This window comes from Salmonella sp. 2020_1395 (assembly GCF_043848115.1).
Classification (GTDB): Bacteria; Pseudomonadota; Gammaproteobacteria; order Enterobacterales; family Enterobacteriaceae; genus Salmonella; species Salmonella enterica.
In genome coordinates this window covers 74,634-93,927 of the sequence record NZ_JBCMFH010000012.1, presented here as the reverse complement: position 1 = coordinate 93,927, position 19,294 = coordinate 74,634, and the positions used below count along the sequence as shown (strand labels likewise).

Genomic DNA, 19,294 nt, shown 5'->3' with positions numbered 1-19,294 from the left:
TTTTTACCGGATGGCGGCTTCCGCCTTATTCGGCCTACAGAGCGCGCATAACCGTGGGCCGGATAAGCGCAGCGCCATCAGGCAATTCATTTTAACAAGGATATTGTAATGGTTATTTCACTGAAAAATCGTAACTTTTTGAAGCTGCTTGACTACACCCCGGCGGAAATCCAACACCTCATCGATCTGGCTATTGAGCTGAAAGCCGCAAAAAAAGCCGGATGCGAAAAGCAAACACTGATCGGCAAAAACATCGCGCTGATTTTTGAAAAAACCTCTACCCGCACCCGATGCGCGTTTGAAGTCGCCGCTTTCGACCAGGGCGCGCAGGTGACTTATCTCGGCCCAAGCGGCTCGCAGATCGGCCATAAAGAGTCCATGAAAGATACTGCTCGCGTCCTGGGGCGGATGTATGACGGCATCGAATATCGCGGTTTTGGTCAACACATTGTGGAAGAACTAGGGGAATACGCGGGCGTTCCCGTCTGGAACGGCCTGACCGATGAATTTCACCCCACACAGATCCTGGCCGATCTAATGACCATGCTGGAACACGCGCCGGGTAAAACGCTGCCGGAACTGAGCTTCGCCTACCTGGGCGACGCGCGCAACAACATGGGCAACTCGCTGATGGTGGGCGCGGCGAAGATGGGCATGGATATCCGCCTGATAGCGCCAAAGTCCTTCTGGCCTGATGCCGCGCTGGTCGCGCAGTGCCGGGAAATCGCCAGCGTTACCGGCGCTCGTATCACCTTAACGGAGAGCGTTGAAGACGGCGTTCACGGTGTGGATTTCCTCTATACCGACGTCTGGGTCTCGATGGGAGAACCCAAAGAAGCCTGGGCGGAGCGCGTCAGTCTGATGACGCCATATCAGGTCAACCAGCAGGTGGTAAACGCTACCGGTAATCCTGATGTGAAGTTTATGCACTGCCTGCCCGCCTTCCATAACGAGCACACCAAAGTGGGACGCGAAATCGAAATGGCTTACGGCCTGAAAGGACTGGAGGTCACGGAAGAGGTGTTCGAGTCCGCAGGCTCGATAGTCTTCGATGAAGCGGAAAACCGGATGCACACCATCAAAGCGGTCATGGTGGCGACGCTCGGCGACTAATCCCACAGGATATGCGCCCTCGCGGCGCATATCCGTGATATCAGGAGAGAACATCATGGGTAAATTTAAATTTCCCACCGCTTATACCATCCTGTTTATTCTTATTGCCCTGGTCGCGGTGATGACCTGGATTGTGCCGGCGGGAAAATACCAAATGGCGATGAACGCCACGCTGGGAAAAGAGGTGCCGGTGGCGGGAACGTATGCCCCCGTGGACGCGCATCCGCAAGGGATTACCGCTGTTTTACTGGCGCCGATTGACGGCCTCTATAACCACGAAACCTACACCGCCGGCGCCATTGACGTCGCGCTGTTTGTCTTGATTATCGGCGGCTTTCTGGGGGTGGTGAATAAAACGGGGGCGATTGATGCCGGTATTGAACGGGTAACAGTCAAACTCAACGGCAAAGATGAGTGGATGATCCCCATTCTGATGGCGCTGTTCGCCGCAGGCGGCACTATCTATGGCATGGCGGAGGAGTCGTTGCCCTTCTACACGCTGCTGGTGCCGGTTATGATGGCGGCCCGCTTCGATCCGTTAGTGGCGGCGGCAACCGTACTACTCGGCGCGGGGATAGGCACGCTCGGTTCGACCATTAACCCTTTCGCCACGGTCATTGCCGCCAACGCCGCCGGCATCCCTTTTACTCAGGGAATGCTGATGCGCGTACTGCTGTTAATTGTCGGCTACGTACTGTGCGTGTTTTGGGTAATGCGCTATGCGCGCAAAGTCCGCGCCCATCCTGAGCTTTCTGTCGTGGCGGATAAAATGGAGGAAAATCGCGCCCATTTCCTCGGCAATCGCGCCAATACACTGCTGGAGTTTACGGCTACCCGGAAATGGGTGCTGCTGATCTTCGCCGCCTCTTTCGCGGTGATGATTTACGGCGTGGCGGTTCTCGGCTGGTGGATGGCGGAAATCTCCGGCGTTTTTCTGGCGGCGGCGATTATCGTTGGCGTGATAACGCGGATGGGTGAGGAAGCGTTCACCAGTACCTTTATCGACGGCGCGCGGGATTTGCTCGGCGTGGCGCTAATTATTGGTATCGCGCGCGGCATTGTGGTGGTCATGGATAACGGTATGATTACCCACACCATTTTGCACAGCGCGGAAAGTCTGGTTTCCGGCCTCTCTACCACCATTTTCATAAACGTAACCTACTGGCTGGAAGTATTGCTTTCCTTCCTGGTGCCCTCCTCTTCCGGTCTTGCCGTATTGACGATGCCCATTATGGCGCCGTTAGCGGATTTTGCCCACGTACAGAGGGATTTGGTCGTAACCGCCTACCAGTCGGCCTCCGGGATTGTGAACCTGGTTACTCCCACCTCCGCCGTGGTCATGGGCGGTCTGGCAATCGCGCGGGTTCCCTATGTCCGCTATCTGAAATGGGTCGCGCCGCTGTTGCTGATCCTGACATTGCTGAATATGGCGGTACTGAGCATCGGAGCGATGATGTAACGAGCCAGATGGCGACGCGTCTTATCCGACAGGACTGATAAGCACAGCGCCATCAGGCACGCCGTCACCTTTTTTGATCGGCTTCTCATTTTCCTGCAAAACCGCCCGATTGATCCGCAATCAATGTGACAAATGTGATGAATTTCGCCAGTCCGTTGATATCAATAATAAAGATAAGGTGCATTTATGAAGGAATACGATGATTACTCCGCCAAAGAACAACAGCAACTGGCGGTTTGTCAGCGCCTGATTAGTGAAAAAAGTTACCTGTCCCAGGAGGAGATTCGCCGCGATTTACAAAATGAGGGATTTGAAGGTATCAGCCAGTCTACGGTTTCGCGCCTGCTCAAGCTGCTGGGCGCAATAAAAATCAGAAATACGAAGGGACAAAAGATTTATTCCGTAAATCCCCAGCGGCGTCCTTCGCCGGATGCCGGACGTTCAATAGCTGAAATGGTCGTCAGCGTTGAACATAATAGCGAATTTATCCTTATCCATACGGCGGCAGGTTATGGTCGCGCCGTCGCAAGAATTCTGGATTACCACGCATTGCCGGAAATTCTCGGCGTCGTTGCCGGTAGCAGTATTGTCTGGGTCGCACCACGGGTCGTTCAGCGCACGGCGCTGGTACACAAACAAATTAATTATTTGCTTAAAATGAATTTAAATTCATAAGAACCGTTTGCGATGAGTAAATCATGCATTAATCGCTTGATCCCCAAACAGAGCTGAGTATAATCGCGGACAATTTGCCGGGAGGAAGCATGGTTCAGTGTGTACGACATTCTGTCTTACCGCGTCTGAAAAAGGACGCAGGCCTGCCGTTTTTCTTTCCGTTGAAAACCAATACCAAGCCCCTCAATTGAGGGGCTTTTTTTTGCCCAGGCGTCAGGAGATAAACATGGCTAACCCGCTATATCAAAAACATATCATTTCCATAAACGACCTCAGCCGCGACGATCTTAATCTGGTACTGGCGACGGCGGCGAAATTAAAAGCCAACCCGCAGCCGGAGCTATTGAAACATAAAGTGATCGCCAGCTGCTTTTTCGAAGCCTCCACGCGTACCCGCCTGTCGTTTGAAACTTCAATGCATCGCCTGGGCGCCAGCGTAGTGGGCTTCTCCGACAGCGCCAACACGTCGCTGGGGAAAAAAGGAGAAACGTTAGCCGACACGATCTCAGTGATTAGCACTTACGTGGACGCGATTGTGATGCGCCATCCGCAAGAAGGCGCGGCACGTCTGGCGACGGAGTTTTCCGGTCAGGTGCCGGTGCTCAATGCGGGCGACGGTTCGAACCAGCATCCGACGCAGACCCTGTTGGATCTGTTCACCATCCAGGAAACGCAGGGCCGTCTGGATAACCTGCATATCGCGATGGTCGGCGATCTGAAATATGGCCGCACCGTGCATTCGCTAACCCAGGCGCTGGCGAAATTTAGCGGCAACCGTTTTTATTTTATCGCGCCGGACGCGCTGGCGATGCCGCAGTACATTCTGGATATGCTGGATGAAAAAGGAATGGCCTGGAGCCTGCATGGTTCTATTGAAGAGGTCATGGCCGACGTCGACATCCTCTATATGACTCGCGTACAGAAAGAGCGTCTCGACCCGTCGGAGTACGCCAATGTGAAGGCGCAGTTTGTTCTGCGCGCCAGCGACCTGAACGGCGCGCGTGAAAATATGAAAGTGCTGCACCCGCTGCCGCGGATTGATGAAATCACCACGGATGTGGATAAAACGCCACACGCCTGGTACTTCCAACAGGCGGGCAACGGTATTTTCGCTCGCCAGGCGTTACTGGCGTTGGTACTGAATAGCGAACTGAGTCTGTAAGGGAGAAAAGCGATGACACACGATAACAAACTGCAGGTTGAAGCCATTAAATGCGGCACCGTGATTGACCATATCCCTGCGCAGGTAGGCTTTAAACTGCTGAGTCTGTTTAAATTGACCGAGACCGATCAGCGAATCACTATCGGTCTGAATCTCCCGTCTGGCGAGATGGGGCGTAAAGACTTAATCAAAATAGAAAACACCTTTCTCACCGAAGAGCAGGTTAACCAACTTGCTCTGTACGCGCCGCAGGCCACCGTTAACCGCATCGACAACTACGACGTAGTCGGGAAATCACGCCCCAGCCTGCCAGAGCGTATTAATAATGTGCTGGTTTGCCCGAACAGCAACTGCATCAGCCACGCGGAACCAGTATCCTCCAGCTTTGCAGTGAAAAAACGCGCCAATGATATCGCCCTCAAATGCAAATACTGTGAAAAAGAGTTTTCGCATTATGTGGTGCTGGCCAACTAATTTGGGTTGGTTATGAGATCCCGGCTCCCTATAATGAGCGGGGACATTCTATTACCGCTGTAATTCAGGAGAAATCATGAGCAAAACTATTGCGACGGAAAATGCACCAGCAGCAATCGGCCCATACGTACAGGGCGTTGACCTGGGTAGCATGGTAATCACTTCCGGTCAGATCCCGGTCGATCCGAAAACCGGTGCCGTAGCGGAAGACGTATCCGCTCAGGCACGTCAGTCGCTGGAAAACGTTAAAGCTATCGTGGAAGCCGCTGGCCTGAAAGTAGGCGACATTGTGAAAACGACCGTATTCGTGAAAGACCTGAACGATTTCGCGACCGTCAACGCCACTTACGAAGCCTTCTTCACCGAGCACAACGCCACCTTCCCGGCGCGTTCCTGCGTGGAAGTTGCCCGTCTGCCGAAAGACGTGAAAATTGAGATTGAAGCGATCGCTGTTCGTCGCTAAGCGCCGGACGTCATCCCCGCCGGGCGGCGCAAGTTTGCCCGGTTCGGGGCACCAACAGCCATGGAGAGGCGGCAATGGTAAGATCGCGTTTTACCGAAGAACAAATCGCCGATTTTCTACAACAGTCTAAAAATGATGTGCCGAATAAGGCATTGTGCGAAAAATATGGATTTAGCAACAGCACGCTCCGTCGCTGGCAGGAGAAACATGCTGAAAGCATACGCCAGGAATTAAAACAGATAGAATCTACCGCGAAGATAGTCTTTTTATGCTTCATTGTCGCAGCCATATTGCTTACCCTTATGTTTCCTAAACCCACTGCCGCCTTAGCGATTCCTCCTTACTTAGTTTATTGCATTAGCTATATTCGCCGCTTTCGTCGCATATCCGCAAAACATATCCGGCGGTGGGACATCTCCTCCTCTCGTTCTGGCTCGGGGGCAGAGAATGTATTTTACAAACTTAGCTGGACATTCCTCTTTTTTATGCCTGCATATAGCATTCTACAGTTGCTTGAATAAGCCCAGAAATTTAAAGATAAAGCCGATCGCGTAAAACTTGTCGAGCTTTACGGGCATCTGACCTGGTTAGCGATATCGGGGATTAAGCACGCTGGCGAATCCCCGACGAAAGTGTTTACTGCCAGCCATAACGTCGGCTGTAAAACCCTTTCACCAACTGGGTTAACGTCATATAGCCCGCCAGAATGGCAATCAGCCACGGGAAATAGCTTAACGGCAGCGCCTGCAACTGCAGGTAAGACGCCAGCGGCGAAAACGGCAACGAAACTCCCACCACCATCACCAACAATGTCATCGCCATCAGCGGCCAGGCGGCGCGACTTTGAATAAACGGCAGACGACGGGTACGGATCATATGCACAATCAGCGTTTGCGACAGTAATCCCACCACAAACCAGCCGGACTGGAACAAAGTTTGCGTTTCTGGCGTATTCGCATGAAATACCCACCACATCAGACAAAAGGTCAAAATGTCGAAAATCGAGCTGATCGGACCGAAAAAGACCATAAAGCGCCCCAAATCCGCCGGATTCCAGCGCTGCGGCTTTTGAATTTGTTCTTCATCGACATTATCAAACGGAATCGCCACCTGGGATACATCGTACAGCAGGTTTTGAATCAGCAAGTGCAGCGGCAGCATTGGCAAGAACGGCAAAAAGGCGCTCGCCACCAGTACGCTAAACACGTTACCGAAATTTGAGCTGGCCGTCATCTTGATATATTTCAACATATTAGAAAAAGTACGACGACCTTCAATGACGCCTTCTTCCAGCACCATCAGGCTCTTTTCCAGCAGGATAATATCGGCCGCTTCACGGGCGATGTCCACCGCGCCATCTACCGAGATACCAATATCCGCCGCCCGCAACGCCGGAGCATCGTTAATCCCGTCGCCCATAAAACCGACCACATGCCCCTCGCGTTTGAGCAAAGTGACGATGCGCTCTTTATGCATCGGCGTCAGACGCGCAAACAACGTCGTACGGGCGGCCAGCGCCGCCAGCGCGTCGTCGCTTAACCCTTCAATATCACTGCCAATAACGACATCGCCCGCATCCAGCCCAACTTCATGGCAAACTTTTGCCGCTACCAGCTCGCTGTCGCCGGTGAGAATTTTCACCGTAATTCCGCTCGCCTTCAGCGCTTTCAGCGCCGGCGCGGTGGTCTCTTTCGGCGGATCGAGAAAAGCGATATACCCTTCCAGAATGAGGTCAGACTCATCGATACGCTGGTAATCGCCCTCACGCGCAGGCAGGTATTTGGTCGCGACGGCGACCACGCGTAGCCCCTGACGGTTCAGCGTGTCGGTAACGCGTTTCACCCGGCGCAGCATATTGTCGTCCAGCGGCACAATATCGCCGTTGTGGCGCACCTGAGTACACACGTTCAGGATCTCCTGTAACGCGCCTTTGCAGACCAGTTGATGCACGCTCGAATCTTCGGCGACCACCACCGACATCCGGCGACGCTCAAAATCAAACGGAATCTCATCGATTTTCTGCCAGCGTCCGGAGAGCTGACGCGCGGCGGTTTCGTCTACTCCCTCCAGGACTGCCGTATCCAGTAAATTTTTTAGACCGGTCTGATAATGGCTGTTCAGCCAGGCGCAATGCAGTACATGCTCGCTGGGCTTACCAGAAATATCTGTATGATTCTCCAGCACAATTTTGTCCTGCGTCAGTGTGCCGGTTTTATCGGTGCACAGAATATCCATCGCGCCGAAGTTCTGAATCGCATCAAGGTGCTTCACGATAACTTTCTGTTTCGAGAGTTTCACCGCCCCGCGCGCGAGGGTGGAGGTGACGATCATCGGCAACATTTCCGGGGTGAGCCCTACCGCTACCGAAAGCGCAAATAGCGCCGCTTCCCACCAGTCACCTTTCGTGTAACCATTAATAATCAGTACTACCGGCGCCATGACCAGCATAAAGCGGATCAGCAACATACTGACGCGGCTAATTCCTTTCTGGAAAGCGTTCTGCTCGTTATCTTGTTCCGAAACGCGCCCCGCCAATTGACCAAACCAGGTGTCGGCGCCGGTCGCCATCACCACGGCCTGCGCCGTTCCGCTCACGACGTTGGTCCCCATAAAGCACAGCGTGTCGCACTCAAGCGGGTTATTTTGCCGGGGCTCACGCGTCGCGGCGACTTTCTCGACCGGCAGAGATTCGCCGGTCAGCGACGCCTGGGCGACAAACAGATCGCGCGCCTGGATAATGCGTAAATCCGCCGGGATCATATCCCCCGCCGCCAGCTTAATAATATCGCCGGGCACCAGTTGATCGATGGGTAATTCCAGCCAGGCGTTTTCGCCATTTTCATTAATAACCCGCAGTACGGTAGCGGTATTACTCACCATCGCTTTTAGCGCGTCCGCCGCTTTCGTCGAGCGCGCTTCCTGCACAAAATTCAGCAGCGTTGAGATACCGACCATCAGGGCGATAACGCCTGCGGCAAACAGATCCTCCGTGGCATAAGAGATGCCGCCAAGAATCGTAAGTAAGATGTTGAAAGGATTGCGATAACATACCCACAGATGCACCCACCACGGCGAGGGTTTCTGTGCCGGAAGACGGTTTTCGCCATGCTTTTCACGCGCGCGCGTCACTTCGGCGGCGTTTAATCCCTCCGGGTGCGTATCAAAAACGCGCCAGAGAGTCTCCTGCTCCATTGCCGCGACTTTCAGACAGCGCTCGCTCAGCGAAGGCGGGATAGTCGCATTTACCGCGGTCTGCGCGCCGGGCAGCGGATCGCGGTGAACCAGACGATAAGGCAAATGACGATTAAGCCGGGCAAAAAGCTGGCGGGTAATGGTTTTTAGCATAGGTAATCCCTCCGCGCCGAAGTCAGGCGCAGAAAATTCTTCAGGCGCAGCAAAGCCTTGCCCGATGAGCAATGTTTAAATAAAAACAGGGACGTTATTGTGTCACTGTCTTACACACCGGTAAGACAGCAGAGGCAGGCTTACCGGAAAAGGAAAATTCTCCATCGCGGGAGAGGGGTGGGTTCAGGGTCCATGTCGCCTCCGGTAAGTAAATAATTTGCGCCGCGGATTATACGCATAAATCCATAAGTTTTGTGGCAATTATGGCGGTATCATACCGTTACGTAATTAAACCAACGATAAACCAGACTTTGCCCATTGCCCTTCGCTTGAGTAAAGTTACTCTTTTTATCACCATCAGCGTCACGCCACGGGAAAACAGGATGCAAAACCGGCTCACTATCAAAGACATCGCCCGCCTGAGCGGCGTAGGGAAATCAACCGTTTCCCGCGTGCTTAACAATGAAAGCGGCGTAAGCGAACGTACCCGCGAGCGTGTCGAAGCGGTGATGAATCAACACGGTTTCTCCCCGTCCCGCTCCGCCCGCGCGATGCGGAGACAAAGCGATAAAGTGGTCGCTATTATCGTCACTCGCCTTGATTCGTTGTCTGAAAACCTCGCGGTTCAGACCATGCTGCCTGCGTTTTATGAGCAGGGCTACGACCCTATTATGATGGAAAGTCAGTTCTCGCCGACGCTGGTAATGGAACATCTGGGCATGCTCAGACGACGTAACATTGATGGCGTGGTGCTGTTTGGCTTTACCGGCATCACAGAAGAGCTGATCGCCCCCTGGAAAGCCTCGCTGGTGCTGCTGGCAAGAGATGCGCAAGGTTTTGCCTCCGTCTGTTACGACGACGAGGGCGCGATTCATATCCTTATGCAGCGGCTGTATGAGCAGGGACACCGCAACATTAGCTTTCTGGGCGTTCCCCATAGCGATATTACCACCGGCAAACGTCGGCATGACGCATACCTGGCGTTTTGCAAAAAACATAAACTTCACCCCGTCGCCGCCCTGCCCGGTCTTGCCATGAAGCAGGGTTATGAGCATACGGCAAGTGTCATCATGCCGGATACCACCGCGTTAGTCTGCGCCACCGATACGCTGGCGTTGGGCGCCAGTAAGTATTTACAGGAGCAACGTATTGAGACGCTGCAACTGGCAAGCGTCGGGAACACGCCGCTGATAAAATTCCTGCACCCGGAGATCGTCACTGTCGATCCTGGCTATGCTGAAGCCGGACGGCAGGCGGCTTCGCAGCTGATCGAACAGATCAATGGCCGCTGCGATCCGCGCCGGATCGTCATTCCTTCTACCCTCGCCTGAGTGACTAATTAAACGGAATACCACGAGTAATTTGTGATCGTCGCTGCGTTTCGGGAACGTTCCCATTTTTAAACCAACGTTGAAGAGCTACTCTTGCGCCAACCCATAACTTACCTCCTCTGCCATGAGGCTTTACGATGAGCAAAGTAAAACAAGCCGATATCGACCGGCTGATTGACCTGGTTGGCGGGCGCGACAACATCGCCACGGTGAGCCACTGCATTACTCGCCTGCGCTTTGTGCTCCACCAGCCCGCGAACGCCAGGCCAAAAGAGATCGAACAATTGCCAATGGTTAAAGGCTGTTTCACCAACGCCGGGCAATTTCAGGTGGTGATCGGCACCGAAGTCGGCGATTACTATAACGCGCTGCTGGAGGCCACCGGCAAAGCGTATGCCGATAAAGAGCAGGCCAAAAAAGCCGCTCGCCAGAACATGAAGTGGCATGAGCAGTTAATTTCCCACTTCGCGGAGATCTTCTTTCCGCTACTACCGGCGTTGATCAGCGGCGGTTTGATCTTAGGCTTTCGTAACGTGATCGGCGATGTGCCGATGAGCAACGGCCAAACGCTGGCGCAGATGCATCCGGCGCTAAAAACGCTTTATGATTTTTTATGGTTGATCGGCGAAGCGATCTTTTTCTATTTGCCGGTGGGGATCTGCTGGTCGGCGGTGAAAAAAATGGGCGGCACGCCGATTCTTGGTATCGTGCTCGGCGTGACGCTGGTGTCGCCGCAGTTGATGAATGCGTATCTGCTGGGCCAGCAAACGCCGGACGTCTGGAACTTCGGCTTATTTAGCATTGAGAAAGTGGGTTACCAGGCGCAGGTTATCCCGGCGCTACTGGCAGGGCTGGCGCTTGGGTTTATTGAAACGCGGTTGAAACGCATCGTGCCGGATTATCTCTACCTGGTCGTCGTCCCGGTTTGTTCGTTGATACTGGCCGTCTTTCTCGCCCACACCTTTATCGGCCCCTTTGGTCGTATGATCGGCGACGGCGTGGCCTTTGCGGTACGTTATCTGATGACCGGCAGTTTCGCCCCGATAGGCGCGGCGCTGTTCGGCTTCCTGTATGCCCCGCTGGTCATTACCGGTGTCCACCAGACAACGCTCGCTATCGATATGCAGATGATCCAGAGCATGGGCGGTACGCCAGTCTGGCCGCTGATTGCGCTGTCGAATATCGCGCAGGCCTCCGCCGTGGTGGGCATCATCATCTCCAGCCGTAAACACAATGAACGCGAGATCTCCGTTCCTGCCGCCATTTCCGCTTACCTTGGGGTAACCGAACCGGCGATGTACGGTATCAACCTGAAGTATCGTTTTCCGATGCTGTGCGCGATGATCGGATCTGGTCTGGCGGGACTGCTCTGCGGTCTGAACGGCGTCATCGCCAACGGTATCGGCGTGGGCGGCCTGCCGGGCATCCTGTCTATACCGCCGCGCTACTGGCAGGTGTACGGCATGGCGATGGTTATCGCGATCGTTATCCCGGTGATTCTGACCACCTTTATCTATCAGCGTAAGCATCGTCAGGGCACATTACAAATTGTCTAATATTTCTTCGGGGCGCAGTTGCGTCCCAACGCACTTGCAGGAAACAACAATGACTATTCCCCTCTGGTGGCAAAACGGCGTTATCTATCAGATCTACCCGAAAAGTTTTCAGGACACGACCGGCAGCGGCACCGGCGATTTACGCGGCGTCACGCAGCGCCTTGACTATCTACAGCGACTCGGCGTAGATGCCATCTGGCTCACGCCGTTTTATATCTCGCCGCAGGTGGATAACGGTTATGACGTCGCAAATTATACGGCTATCGACCCGACCTACGGCACGCTGGATGATTTTGACGAGCTGGTCGCGCAGGCGAAAGCACGCGGTATTCGTATCATCCTGGATATGGTGTTTAACCATACTTCTACCCAGCACGCCTGGTTTCGCGAAGCGCTGAACAAAGAGAGTCCATACCGTCAGTTTTATATCTGGCGCGATGGCACGCCGGATGTCTGCCCGAATAACTGGCAATCCAAATTTGGCGGCAGCGCCTGGCGCTGGCATAGCCAGAGCGAACAATATTATTTACACCTTTTCGCGCCTGAACAGGCCGACCTGAACTGGGAAAACCCCGCCGTGCGCGCCGAGCTGAAAAAGGTCTGCGAATTCTGGGCCGATCGCGGCGTGGATGGCCTGCGTCTGGACGTGGTGAACCTGATCGCCAAAGATCAGAATTTTCCTGACGATCCGACGGGCGACGGACGCCGCTTTTATACCGACGGGCCGCGCGCGCATACGTTTTTACGCGAAATGAACCGTGACGTTTTTACACCGCGTAATCTGATGACGGTAGGCGAAATGTCCTCTACCACGCTGGAAAACTGCCAGCAATATGCCGCGCTTAGCGGCGACGAACTCTCGATGACCTTCAATTTTCATCATCTGAAGGTGGATTACCCCAATGGCGAAAAGTGGACGCTGGCAAAACCTGATTATGTGGCGCTGAAAGCGTTGTTCCGCCACTGGCAACAGGGGATGCATAATGTCGCCTGGAACGCGTTATTCTGGTGTAATCACGATCAGCCGCGCATCGTTTCCCGCTTTGGCGACGAGGGTGAATACCGGGTTCCAGCCGCGAAAATGCTGGCGATGGCGCTGCACGGTATGCAAGGGACGCCTTATATCTATCAGGGCGAAGAAATCGGCATGACCAACCCACACTTTACCCGCATCACCGATTATCGCGACGTGGAAAGCCATAACATGTTTGCCGCGCTACGCGCCGCCGGACGCGACCCCGACGAACTACTGGCTATCCTGGCCAGTAAATCCCGCGACAACAGCCGCACGCCGATGCAGTGGGACCACGGTAAAAACGCCGGTTTCACCCAGGGCGAGCCGTGGATAAGCCTGTGCGATAACTATACGGAGGTTAATGTCGCGGCGGCATTACGCGATGAAAACTCGGTGTTTTACACCTATCAAAAGCTGATTGCGCTACGTAAAACCCAGCCTGTACTGATCTGGGGCGATTATCAGGATCTCCTCCCGGATAGCCCATCAGTATGGTGTTATCGCCGCCAGTGGCAGGGGCAAGCCCTGCTGGTTGTCGCCAATCTGAACGACCAGTGCCAGGAGTGGCATCCGTCGCATATCAAAGGACAGTGGCAGGCGCTACTGCACAATTATAGCGAGGTCGCCAGCCAGCCAGCCGCGATGACGCTCCGCCCATTTGAAGCCATCTGGTGGTTACAACGCTAACGCGACGTCCTTATACGGATAAACGCCACAAACCTATTGACACGGGCTGTGGCGTTGCTCCAGGTTACTGTCTGTTTTTGTTGAATAATTAATCAGATTTTTCTTGCTATCTTTTACAAACGCTACAGCGCCCGCCATCTGTACGCTCTGATTTTTACCTTGTTCTACATCAATAAAATTGCAAACATCCTTGATGCAAATCACTACATATAGACTTTAAAATGCACGCCGACCCAATATGTTGTATTAATTGACTACAATTGCTACAACACCTGTTCACTCGACACAAGGTGAATTGTGGATAACCTGGGTCAGGATTGCGGGAAGTCGTTGGAAAAGAGATGAATAAACCTGTTATGGCTTCCCCGGCCTCTGTGGATAACCTGTTCTTACAAATATGGAGTGATCATGACACCGCATGTGATGAAACGAGATGGCTGTAAAGTGCCATTCAAATCAGAGCGCATTAAGGAAGCCATTCTACGTGCAGCTAAAGCAGCGGGAGTCGATGACGCAGATTACTGTGCCACCGTCGCAGAAGTCGTTAGCAGCCAAATGAACGCACGCAGTCAGGTGGATATTAACGAGATCCAAACTGCGGTTGAAAACCAACTGATGTCCGGCCCGTACAAACAGCTTGCCCGCGCCTACATCGAATACCGTCACGATCGCGACATTCAGCGTGAAAAGCGTGGTCGTCTGAACCAGGAAATTCGCGGCCTGGTAGAGCAAACTAACTCCGCGTTGCTCAATGAAAACGCCAACAAAGACAGTAAAGTCATTCCCACCCAGCGCGATTTGCTGGCCGGGATTGTCGCCAAACACTATGCCCGCCAGCACCTGTTGCCGCGTGACGTAGTACAAGCGCATGAGCGCGGCGATATCCACTATCACGATCTCGACTATTCGCCGTTCTTCCCGATGTTCAACTGTATGTTGATCGACCTGAAAGGCATGTTGACCCAGGGCTTTAAGATGGGTAACGCCGAGATCGAACCGCCGAAATCAATCTCTACCGCCACTGCCGTTACCGCGCAGATTATCGCGCAGGTCGCCAGCCATATTTATGGCGGCACCACCATTAACCGTATCGACGAAGTGCTGGCGCCGTTTGTCACCGAAAGCTATAACAAGCACCGCAAAACCGCCGATGAGTGGCAGATTCCTGATGCCGAAGGGTATGCGCGTTCTCGCACCGAAAAAGAGTGCTACGACGCCTTCCAGTCGCTGGAATACGAAGTTAACACGCTGCACACCGCTAACGGCCAGACGCCTTTCGTGACCTTTGGTTTTGGCCTCGGCACCAGTTGGGAGTCGCGTCTGATCCAGGCGTCTATTTTGCGTAACCGTATCGCCGGTCTGGGTAAAAATCGCAAAACCGCCGTGTTCCCGAAACTGGTCTTCGCTATCCGCGATGGTTTGAACCACAAGTTTGGCGATCCGAACTACGACATTAAACAACTGGCGCTGGAGTGCGCGAGCAAGCGCATGTATCCGGACATCCTCAACTACGATCAGGTGGTCAAAGTCACCGGTTCGTTCAAAACGCCAATGGGCTGCCGCAGCTTCCTCGGCGTGTGGGAGAACGAAAACGGCGAGCAGATCCACGACGGGCGTAACAACCTGGGCGTGATTAGCCTTAACCTGCCGCGCATCGCGCTGGAAGCAAAAGGTGACGAAACCGCATTCTGGAAACTGCTGGATGAACGTCTGGCGCTGGCGCGGAAGGCGCTGATGACCCGTATCGCCCGCCTTGAAGGCGTGAAAGCCCGCGTCGCGCCTATCCTGTATATGGAAGGCGCCTGCGGCGTGCGGCTGAAAGCGGACGACGACGTGTCTGAAATCTTTAAAAATGGTCGTGCGTCCATCTCTCTGGGCTACATTGGTATCCATGAAACCATTAACGCGCTGTTCGGCGGTGAACACCTGTACGACAGCGAGCAACTTCGCGCTAAAGGCATCGCGATTGTGGAGCGTCTGCGCCAGGCCGTGGATCAGTGGAAAGAAGAGACCGGCTACGGCTTTAGTCTGTACAGCACGCCAAGTGAAAACCTCTGTGACCGCTTCTGCCGTCTGGATACCGCCGAGTTCGGCGTGGTGCCGGGCGTAACCGATAAAGGTTACTACACCAACAGCTTCCACCTCGACGTGGAGAAGAAGGTCAACCCGTACGACAAAATCGATTTCGAAGCGCCGTATCCGCCGCTGGCGAACGGGGGTTTCATTTGTTACGGCGAATACCCGAACATTCAGCACAACCTGAAAGCGCTGGAAGATGTCTGGGATTACAGCTATCAGCATGTACCGTATTACGGCACCAACACGCCAATCGATGAATGCTACGAGTGCGGCTTTACCGGCGAGTTCGAATGTACCAGTAAAGGTTTCACCTGCCCGAAATGCGGCAACCACGATGCCGCGCGCGTCTCGGTCACCCGCCGCGTGTGCGGTTATTTAGGCAGCCCGGACGCACGCCCGTTTAACGCCGGTAAGCAGGAAGAAGTGAAGCGCCGCGTGAAGCATTTAGGCAACGGGCAGATAGGTTAATCCTCCGTTTGCAATGCGTAAATGCCGGATGGCGGTGTAAACACCTTATCCGGCCTACAACCGCTGGCTATAGTTCCAATTTCATGAGTTTCCTCTAAGCAGTTGGTGTTGTAGCAAGGCGGCAAACGAACGAATCCCAGGGAGCTTACATAAGTAAGTGACCTGGGTAAGTGAGAGCGGCCAACGCCGCTACAGCGCCAAATGCAACGAGGAAACATGAACTTTCATCAATACTATCCCGTCGACATCGTTAACGGCCCCGGCACCCGCTGCACCCTGTTTGTGTCAGGGTGCGTGCATGAATGCCCTGGCTGCTACAACAAAAGCACCTGGCGGCTCAATTCCGGCCAGCCGTTTACCAAAGAGATGGAAGATAAGATCATTGCCGATCTGAACGACACGCGCATTCACCGTCAGGGGATCTCGCTGTCGGGCGGCGATCCGCTGCATCCGCAAAACGTACCGGATATCCTGGCACTGGTACAACGCATCCGCGCAGAGTGCCCGGGGAAAGATATCTGGGTGTGGACCGGCTACAAGCTCGATGAACTCAACGCCGCGCAAATGCAGGTAGTCGATCTCATCAACGTGCTGGTCGATGGCAAATTTGTGCAGGATCTGAAAGACCCGGCGCTTATCTGGCGCGGTAGCAGCAACCAGGTAGTGCATCATTTGCGTTGATGCGGGGATATTGGGTCAAAACCGTTACTCGTCCGCTACTTTTACGCCCTTCTTTCGCCTCCTGCTTACAGGTATATGCATATGCCTATACATATGTCACGCACAGGCATATAATTAACTCGGACACTGGCCTATAACATCACGCCCACAAGGGCAGGAGACGACCATGCGAACCGTATCTGTATTTAAAAATGGCAATAACCGCGCGATCCGCCTTCCACGCGATCTGGATTTTGACGGCGTCAACGAACTTGAAATCTTCCGCGAAGGCGACACGATTATACTGCGCCCCGCCCGCCCTTCCTGGGGATCATTCCGTCATGAGGAAAAAGCCAGCCCAGACTTTCTGACGGAACGCGAAGACATCATCAGCGATGAGGGACGCTTTGAACTATGAGTAAAACCTACATGCTGGATACCTGCATCTGTTCTTTCATTATGCGCGAACAGCCGGAAGCTGTGCTGAAACGCCTTGAGCAGGCAGTGCTGCGCCGCCATCGTATTGTGGTGTCGGCGATTACCTACGCCGAAATGCGTTTTGGCTGTACGGGCAAAAAGGCCTCGCCGCGCCATGCCCAACTGGTCGATGCATTCTGTAGTCGCCTGGATGCCGTGCTGGCCTGGGACCGGGCGGCAGTGGATGCCACCACAGAGATCCGTGCCGTACTGGCCGCCGCCGGTACGCCGATTGGATCAAACGATGCGGCTATCGCCGGCCATGCCATTGCGTCCGGGGCGATACTGGTCACTAATAACGTGAGGGAGTTTGAGCGGGTACCGGGTTTGCAGTACGAAGATTGGGTAAAATAACCCGTGCTGGCATACCGACAAGTACATAAATCTTCTTAACAATGACGTGACGGGAAAGTGTCAAAAACGACTCACGCACTCCATCGCGACCGTTTTAAATTGCGTAAAATTCTGACATGCGCAGAGGCGCGTCATGGCGCGTTCGCGCAGGAAAGTGACGAAAATATCGTAGATGGCCATCGCCTCTTCATATTCACTTTTGCTGATGGCGAGTAAAAAAATAACGTGCGCCGTTTCATCACCCCAGGCAATCCCCTGTGGCGCGAGCACCGTATAAACCACCGTTTTCTTCGCCAGCAGCCCCAGCGCGTGCGGCAAGGCAATCCCGTCGCCTAATAACGTACTGACGATAGCTTCACGTTCAATAACCGAATCAAGAAACGCCGCATCAACAAAGCCTTCCTCGTGCAACTGATCGCACAGCGTTTTAAACAGCGTCTGTTGATCTATTTCCCCCTCCACGATGCGAAAATGCGAGGCATCGAAATATTTATCCAGCATCCACGGACGGGTTCTGTCCACCAGCACCAGCTTACCGATCTGCTCCAATTGATAGTCGGTAGGAAAGGGGGCGATCATGATAACCGGTTTATCTTTTTCGCCGATCCGCGCCGTGGAAATCACAAAATCCTCCACAATACTGTCCCGCGCCTCATAGTCGCGTAGTGTTAGAGTGCGGGCAATCTCAATCTGCGGGTATTTCCGCGCCAGTACCGCTTCAATCATCCGCACCATCGCATTACCAGCATCGCACACCAGCAGTACCTGCGGCTGCCGCTGGTAGCCAATGTTGTAACTACGTTCCAGCCCAACGCCAATATGCAGCACCAGAAAACCGATTTCGTTTTCGCTAATGGTATACGGCGTGTATTTTCCCCAACTCGATATCGCCGCCAACGTCATATCCCACGCCATCGGATAGTGCTGCTTAATATTTTCCAGTAGTGGGTTGGGGATCATGATCTGGTAGCGCACGCGGGTGATCATCGTTTTGATGTGGGTCAGCAAGTCCGCGTGGAGCTGTTTATCATTCAACAGGTTATAGTTGTACTGGGTATTAATAAAATTGAGGATATAGCGCACCAGCGCCTCTTCATCATCGGCATTAATGGCGCTGGGGGCAATTTCCTGTACCTGGCGGGCGGCAATATGCACCTTCAGCCAGCTTACTTCCGGCTCCGACAGCGGCTTGTCGGCCAGCTGTTGTAGTAGCTCCGTAATCTCATGCGCCGCATGGCGCACCTTTTCATCGACCTCCTCCGCCACGCATTCCGATAACGGATACCCCTCGCGAATACGCCGTACCGCCACCGCGCAGTACAAACGCAGAAACAGCTCGCCCTCATCGGTCAGGCGGATTTGACAATGAGAGAAAATATCCGGCAAAAGAGACTGCAGCCGTTGAGACACCTCGGTGTTCAGCGTGGTACTAACGATTAACGGATGGGAGGGCTCCTGCTGCGCCAGCGTCCATAAAAGGTCGGTCAGACAGGCGCGAATCGCCATCTCTCCGCCAAACAATTTCATGCCATGACGCGGACGCGTTTCCAGCGTCAGATGATAACGCAGCAAATGCTCGCGTACGTCCGCCATGTCGTTCTGCAGCGTCGCACGGCTGACAAACCATTCATCTGCCAAATCCTCCAGCTTCAGCGAGAAGGCGGAGGTTAAAAAACGCGCCAGCAAGTAGTGTATCCGCTCCTGGCTGGTGCGCGGACCGCGCGCCAGCGTGGGAGATTGCTGCGTTTGCAGGGATTGATAACGTGCCGGATCATCAATTTTGAGCTGATACCCGTTGCCGCGGCTGAGAGTAAATTGCGCACCATGCGCCGTCAGCAACATGTTCAGCGCGGCGATATCCGCCCGAACGGTACGCGTGGAGACCGACAACCGCTGCGCCAGCTCGTCCTGCGGCAGCGTCTCGTTTTGCAGCATCGCAAATAGCTGCGCTAAACGTTGGTTGGGGAATCGCACGT

General features: G+C 53.9%; 19 protein-coding genes. 15 read left to right on the top strand and 4 right to left on the bottom strand.

Translation table 11 applies throughout. The features are described from left to right. Nucleotides 1-108: 108 nt before the first annotated feature. The 3 genes from argF to ACH0WD_RS18220 all read left to right on the top strand — a co-directional run bounded on the left by argF (nt 109) and on the right by ACH0WD_RS18220 (nt 3,247). The gene (argF, locus tag ACH0WD_RS18230; RefSeq protein WP_000237031.1) at nt 109-1,113 is read left to right on the top strand and encodes an ornithine carbamoyltransferase; all 1,005 of its coding nucleotides are present in this window, start codon (nt 109-111) and stop codon (nt 1,111-1,113) included. Nucleotides 1,114-1,168: 55 nt separating this feature from the next. Beyond that, a complete protein-coding gene (locus ACH0WD_RS18225; protein ID WP_000514438.1) occupies nt 1,169-2,572 on the top strand; it encodes a YfcC family protein in 1,404 nt (467 codons plus the stop codon). 186 nt (nt 2,573-2,758) lie between these two features. Then, nucleotides 2,759-3,247, top strand: a complete 489-nt coding sequence (locus tag ACH0WD_RS18220) for an arginine repressor (protein ID WP_000666051.1) — start codon at nt 2,759-2,761, stop codon at nt 3,245-3,247. Here the strand turns inward: ACH0WD_RS18220 and ACH0WD_RS18215 are convergent. After that, entirely contained in the window at nt 3,217-3,357 is a 141-nt protein-coding gene (locus tag ACH0WD_RS18215; protein WP_001518160.1) for a hypothetical protein, read from the bottom strand. The genes ACH0WD_RS18220 and ACH0WD_RS18215 overlap by 31 nt on opposite strands. On the opposite strand from ACH0WD_RS18215, the gene pyrL reads away from it, so the two are divergent. The 5 genes from pyrL to ACH0WD_RS18190 all read left to right on the top strand — a co-directional run bounded on the left by pyrL (nt 3,337) and on the right by ACH0WD_RS18190 (nt 5,867). Further along, the gene (gene pyrL, locus ACH0WD_RS18210) at nt 3,337-3,438 is read left to right on the top strand and encodes a pyr operon leader peptide (RefSeq protein ID WP_000249504.1); all 102 of its coding nucleotides are present in this window, start codon (nt 3,337-3,339) and stop codon (nt 3,436-3,438) included. The genes ACH0WD_RS18215 and pyrL overlap by 21 nt on opposite strands. 35 nt (nt 3,439-3,473) lie before the next feature. Continuing rightward, nucleotides 3,474-4,409 carry an aspartate carbamoyltransferase gene (gene pyrB, locus ACH0WD_RS18205; protein WP_000013055.1) on the top strand — a complete coding sequence of 312 codons (936 nt, stop codon included), beginning with the start codon at nt 3,474-3,476 and terminating at the stop codon, nt 4,407-4,409. 12 nt (nt 4,410-4,421) lie between these two features. After that, a complete protein-coding gene (gene pyrI, locus ACH0WD_RS18200; protein ID WP_000148570.1) occupies nt 4,422-4,883 on the top strand; it encodes an aspartate carbamoyltransferase regulatory subunit in 462 nt (153 codons plus the stop codon). Nucleotides 4,884-4,959: 76 nt separating this feature from the next. Next, nucleotides 4,960-5,346 carry a 2-iminobutanoate/2-iminopropanoate deaminase gene (gene ridA, locus ACH0WD_RS18195; RefSeq protein ID WP_000047544.1) on the top strand — a complete coding sequence of 129 codons (387 nt, stop codon included), beginning with the start codon at nt 4,960-4,962 and terminating at the stop codon, nt 5,344-5,346. A 74-nt stretch (nt 5,347-5,420) separates the two neighbouring features. Next, complete coding sequence (locus ACH0WD_RS18190; RefSeq protein WP_000252549.1) at nt 5,421-5,867, top strand: transposase; 447 nt, start codon at nt 5,421-5,423, stop codon at nt 5,865-5,867. Between the two features lie 115 nt (nt 5,868-5,982). Here the strand turns inward: ACH0WD_RS18190 and mgtA are convergent, their stop codons facing one another. Together mgtA and mgtL are read right to left on the bottom strand one after the other, a co-directional pair. Next, nucleotides 5,983-8,691 carry a magnesium-translocating P-type ATPase gene (gene mgtA / locus ACH0WD_RS18185; protein WP_000920862.1) on the bottom strand — a complete coding sequence of 903 codons (2,709 nt, stop codon included), beginning with the start codon at nt 8,689-8,691 and terminating at the stop codon, nt 5,983-5,985. A gap of 140 nt (nt 8,692-8,831) precedes the next feature. Then, nucleotides 8,832-8,885, bottom strand: coding sequence for a mgtA regulatory leader peptide MgtL (gene mgtL / locus ACH0WD_RS18180; protein WP_099374030.1), 54 nt, complete (start codon nt 8,883-8,885; stop codon nt 8,832-8,834). A 189-nt stretch (nt 8,886-9,074) separates the two neighbouring features. Between mgtL and treR the strand changes: the two genes are divergently transcribed. The 7 genes from treR to ACH0WD_RS18145 all read left to right on the top strand — a co-directional run bounded on the left by treR (nt 9,075) and on the right by ACH0WD_RS18145 (nt 17,318). Further along, nucleotides 9,075-10,022, top strand: coding sequence for a trehalose operon repressor TreR (gene treR / locus ACH0WD_RS18175; protein ID WP_001181304.1), 948 nt, complete (start codon nt 9,075-9,077; stop codon nt 10,020-10,022). A gap of 137 nt (nt 10,023-10,159) precedes the next feature. Then, nucleotides 10,160-11,578, top strand: coding sequence for a PTS trehalose transporter subunit IIBC (gene treB / locus ACH0WD_RS18170; protein WP_000048821.1), 1,419 nt, complete (start codon nt 10,160-10,162; stop codon nt 11,576-11,578). Between the two features lie 49 nt (nt 11,579-11,627). Continuing rightward, nucleotides 11,628-13,280, top strand: coding sequence for an alpha,alpha-phosphotrehalase (gene treC, locus ACH0WD_RS18165; protein WP_000155054.1), 1,653 nt, complete (start codon nt 11,628-11,630; stop codon nt 13,278-13,280). Between the two features lie 408 nt (nt 13,281-13,688). After that, complete coding sequence (gene nrdD / locus ACH0WD_RS18160) at nt 13,689-15,827, top strand: anaerobic ribonucleoside-triphosphate reductase (RefSeq protein ID WP_000187821.1); 2,139 nt, start codon at nt 13,689-13,691, stop codon at nt 15,825-15,827. Nucleotides 15,828-16,043: 216 nt separating this feature from the next. After that, nucleotides 16,044-16,508, top strand: a complete 465-nt coding sequence (gene nrdG / locus ACH0WD_RS18155) for an anaerobic ribonucleoside-triphosphate reductase-activating protein (RefSeq protein ID WP_001009177.1) — start codon at nt 16,044-16,046, stop codon at nt 16,506-16,508. Between the two features lie 166 nt (nt 16,509-16,674). After that, nucleotides 16,675-16,905 carry a type II toxin-antitoxin system VapB family antitoxin gene (gene vapB, locus ACH0WD_RS18150; RefSeq protein WP_001261294.1) on the top strand — a complete coding sequence of 77 codons (231 nt, stop codon included), beginning with the start codon at nt 16,675-16,677 and terminating at the stop codon, nt 16,903-16,905. Further along, nucleotides 16,902-17,318, top strand: a complete 417-nt coding sequence (locus ACH0WD_RS18145; protein WP_000048134.1) for a type II toxin-antitoxin system VapC family toxin — start codon at nt 16,902-16,904, stop codon at nt 17,316-17,318. Before vapB ends, ACH0WD_RS18145 begins: the two co-directional genes overlap by 4 nt. Before the next feature lie 60 nt (nt 17,319-17,378). Here ACH0WD_RS18145 and ACH0WD_RS18140 read toward each other — a convergent pair whose 3' ends face one another. Then, the gene (locus tag ACH0WD_RS18140; RefSeq protein ID WP_001212127.1) at nt 17,379-19,292 is read right to left on the bottom strand and encodes a BglG family transcription antiterminator; all 1,914 of its coding nucleotides are present in this window, start codon (nt 19,290-19,292) and stop codon (nt 17,379-17,381) included. Nucleotides 19,293-19,294: the final 2 nt, after the last annotated feature.